The following is a 3,970-nucleotide window of genomic DNA, read 5'->3' as shown; positions in this document are numbered from 1 at the left end:
CGAGGCGGCGCGGCGCATCACGGCGTCCGGGTCCCCCGCCGCCGCGGCCGCCTCGATGAGCGGGCGCTCGGCGGCCCGGATCGCCTCGACCGGGTGCGCGCGCAACATGACGTCCACGATCCCAGACGGAATCAGACCCGGGGGCGGATCACTCCACCGTGACGGACTTGGCCAGATTGCGGGGCTTGTCCACGTCGTACCCACGGGCCGCGGCGACCTCGGCGGCGAACGCCTGGTAGGGGATGGTCGCGAGCAACGGCTGGAGCAGGGTGGTCGAGGCCGGGATCGGGATGAAGTAGTCCGACAGCGGTCGCACCACCTCGTCCCCCTCCTCGGCGATCACGATGGTCCGGGCACCGCGGGCCCTGATCTCCTGGATGTTGCTCACGAGCTTGGAGTGCAGGACTCCCCGACCCTCGACCGGAGGCATGACGATGAAGACGGGCAGGCCGTCCTCGATCAGCGCGATCGGTCCGTGCTTGAGCTCACCCGCCGGGAACCCCTCGGCGTGCATGTACGCCAGCTCCTTGAGCTTGAGCGCGCCCTCGAGCGCCGTCGGATAGCCGACGTGGCGGCCGAGGAACAGCACCGACTTCGAGTCGGCCAGCTCCCGCGCGATCTCGCGGACCGGGTCGAGGGAGTCGACCACCTTCTGGATGGCCTCGGGCATCTTCTCGAGCTGACGGAACTCGGCCGCTACCTCGTCGGGGTACTTGGTGCCCCGGGCCTGCGCCAGCGCCAGTCCCACGAGGTAGTTGGCGGTGATCTGGGCCAGGTACGCCTTGGTGGAGGCCACGCCGATCTCGGGGCCGGCATGGGTGTACAGCACGGCGTCGGCCTCACGGGGGATCTGCGACCCGTTGGTGTTGCACACCGCCAGGACGCGGGCCTTCTGGGACTTGGCGTGACGCACGGCCTCGAGGGTGTCGGCGGTCTCACCCGACTGGGAGATGGCCACCACCAGGGTGGACCGGTCCAGCACCGGGTCCCGGTAGCGGAACTCCGAGGCGATCTCGACCTCGCAGGGCAGGCGGGTCCAGTGCTCGATGGCGTACTTGGCCACCATGCCGGAGTGGTACGCGCTGCCGCAGGCCACGATGAACACCTTGTCGATGTCCCTGAGGTCCTGGTCGCTGATCCGCTGCTCGTCGAGCACGATGCGGCCGTCCTGGAAGTGGCCGAGCAGGGTGTCGGCGACCGCCGCCGGCTGCTCGGCGATCTCCTTGAGCATGAAGTAGTCGTAGCCGCCCTTCTCCGCGGCGGCCAGGTCCCAGTCGATATGGAACGGGCGGCCCTCGGTGGGTTCGCCGGCGAGGTCGGTGATCTCGTAGCCGTCGGCCCGCAGCACCACCACGTTGTCCTGGCCGAGTTCCACCGCCTCACGGGTGTGCTCGATGAACGCCGCGACGTCCGAACCGAGGAACATCTCGCCCTCCCCCACGCCCAGCACCAGCGGGGTCGACCGACGCGCCGCGACGAGGGTGCCCGGGTGGGCGGCGTGGCTGAAGACCAGGGTGAAGGCACCCTCGAGGCGGTTCAGCACGGCCCGGCACGAGGCGACGAAGTCCCCCGCGTGCGGACCGGACGCCATCTCGCACATGAGCAGGTGCGCGGCCACCTCGGAGTCGGTGTCCGACACCAGTTCGACCCCCGCGGCCTCCAGCTCGGCGCGCAGCGGGGCGAAGTTCTCGATGATGCCGTTGTGCACGATCGCCACGTCGCCCGAGACGTGCGGGTGGGCGTTGCGGTCACTGGGGCGCCCGTGGGTGGCCCAGCGGGTGTGTCCGATCCCGGTGGTCCCCGGGAAGCTGTCGTGCCCGGCGGAGTCCAGCGCGGCCTCGAGGTTGGCGAGCTTGCCCTCCTTCTTCTCCACGCGGGAGGCGCCCGAACCGTCGAGGACGGCCACGCCCGAGGAGTCGTATCCGCGGTACTCCATCCGCCGCAGGGCCTCGACCACGACAGGGAGGGCAGCCTGATGCCCGACATAACCGACGATTCCGCACATGGCCGCTAAGTGTAGCCACGCCGTCCCGACGCCCCGGCACCGTCGACCCCCCGGAGGCGATACTGTGGCCCTCGTGGCCATCAAGACCAAAGCTCTGCTCGACAAGGTGAACCGGCGGGGACCCTACGGGGTCGACACGGGCGATCTCGGTTTCACCGGGACGCCGGGCGCGGTGTTCGTCCCGCGTGACGCGCCGTCACCCGCCCCGGTGGTGGGCTTCGCCCACGACTGGACCAAGGGCCCCCGTGACTACACGGACACGCTCAAGCACCTCGCCTCGTGGGGCTTCGTCGTGGTCGCGCCCGCGACCGATCGGTCCCCCCGGCCGAACCACCAACACTTCGCCGACCACCTGTCGGCCGCGATCGAGGACGTCCTGCAGGCCAGGCTCGGCCGCGGGACCGTCCGCGCGGATCCCCGCCGGATCGGGCTGGCCGGTCACGGGCTCGGTGGCGGGGTCTGTGCCCTGCTGGCCTCCCAGCGCACCGATATCGGCGCGGTGGCGATGGCGTTCCCCACCGAGACCGTCCCGGCGGCCGCCGACCGGGCCATCACCATCGACGCGCCGGCCCTGCTGCTGTCGGCGTCCGGCGGGGTCCACGCCGAGGACGCGCGGGCGCTCCACCTGGCCTGGCGCGGCCCGATCGTGCACCGCCGTCTCGAGAAGGCCATCGAGACCGGCCTGGTCGAGGGCGCGCCGCTGGTCAAGTACGTCGGACTCGCGGACCCGGACCGCCGGACGCAACGCGCGGTGCGCCCGCTGCTGGCGGGGTATCTCCTGAGCACGCTCGCGGACGACGCCACCTACTCGGCGTTCGCCGATCCGGAGACGAAGCTCAAGGGCACCGTCTCGGTGACCGACGCGATGCTGGAGGAGGAGGACGACGACCTCGTGGCGGGGGCGCCGCCGCTGCTCAAGCTGGCCAAGAGCTTCACCGGGAGCTGAGCCGGGCGTCACCCGGAGTGGGGCCCGGCCACCGCACCGGGGCTCAGACCGCGGTGACGAGCCCCGCCAGTCGCTCGGCCACCTGGCGGGCGCAGTGCGCGTCCTCCGCCTCGACCATGACGCGGACCAGCTGCTCGGTTCCCGAGGGACGCAGCAGCACCCTGCCGCCCGAACCCAGTCGCGCCTCCTCCTCGGCCACGGCATCGCCCACCACCGAGGACGACACGACCGCGGCCTTGTCGTCCACCGGCACGTTGATCAGCACCTGCGGCAGGACCGTCATCACGCCGGCGAGCTCGGACAGGGGGCTGCCGGTCTCCGCCATCCGGGCCATGATGCGCAGTCCTGTGAGGACCCCGTCCCCGGTGGTCGCGTGGGCGGGGAGGACGAGGTGACCGGACTGCTCTCCGCCGAGGCTGTACCCGCCCTCGCGGAGCCGTTCGAGGACGTAGCGGTCCCCCACCTTGGTCTCGGTGACGTGGATCCCGGCGGCCTGCATGGCCACCTTGAGGCCGAGGTTGCTCATGATGGTCGCCACGAGGGTGTCACCCACCAGCTCTCCGGAGTCCCGCATCGCCAGGGCGAGGATCGCCATGATCTGGTCACCGTCGACGACCTCGCCGGAGGCGTCCACGGCCAGGCAGCGATCGGCGTCGCCGTCGTGCGCCAGACCGAGGTCCGCACCGTGTTCGCGCACCGCGGCGCGGACGTCGTCCAGATGTGTGGAGCCGCACCCGTCGTTGATGTTGTACCCGTCGGGGTCGGCGTGGAGTTCGATCACGGTCGCCCCCGCGTCGCGGTAGACACGCGGCGCCGCGACGCTGGCCGCCCCGTTGGCGCAGTCGACCACCACGACGAGCCCGTCCAGCCGCCCGGGCGTGGCGTCGAGCAGGTGCCGGACGTACCCGTCCAGTGCGTCCTCCGACGACGCGCGTGAGATCCGGCCGACCGAGGCCCCGGTGGGTCCGGTGATCGTCCCCTCCGTCAGAGCGCCCTCGATGCGGTCCTCCAGGTGGTCG

Annotated in this window: 3 protein-coding genes; 1 reads left to right on the top strand and 2 read right to left on the bottom strand. The window is 71.5% G+C overall.

Going from position 1 to position 3,970, the window contains the following annotated elements; all coding sequences use genetic code 11:
• Nucleotides 1-148 precede the first annotated feature (148 nt).
• Nucleotides 149-2,005 carry a glutamine--fructose-6-phosphate transaminase (isomerizing) gene (gene glmS / locus G6031_RS17530; protein ID WP_179524682.1) on the bottom strand — a complete coding sequence of 619 codons (1,857 nt, stop codon included), beginning with the start codon at nucleotides 2,003-2,005 and terminating at the stop codon, nucleotides 149-151.
• A 73-nt stretch (nucleotides 2,006-2,078) separates the two neighbouring features.
• Here glmS and G6031_RS17525 point away from each other — a divergent pair, with 73 nt between their 5' ends.
• Nucleotides 2,079-2,951, top strand: coding sequence for a dienelactone hydrolase family protein (locus tag G6031_RS17525; protein ID WP_347238158.1), 873 nt, complete (start codon nucleotides 2,079-2,081; stop codon nucleotides 2,949-2,951).
• A gap of 43 nt (nucleotides 2,952-2,994) precedes the next feature.
• Here the strand turns inward: G6031_RS17525 and G6031_RS17520 are convergent.
• A partial coding sequence (locus tag G6031_RS17520; protein WP_182653958.1) for a phosphoglucosamine mutase occupies nucleotides 2,995-3,970 on the bottom strand: 976 nt, incomplete at its 5' end.

Origin of the sequence: Dietzia sp. CQ4, from assembly GCF_014145125.1 — a bacterium.
Taxonomy (GTDB): Bacteria; Actinomycetota; Actinomycetes; order Mycobacteriales; family Mycobacteriaceae; genus Dietzia; species Dietzia natronolimnaea.
Note: the sequence above shows the minus strand (reverse complement) of the source record. Positions and strands in the feature narration are given on the sequence as shown.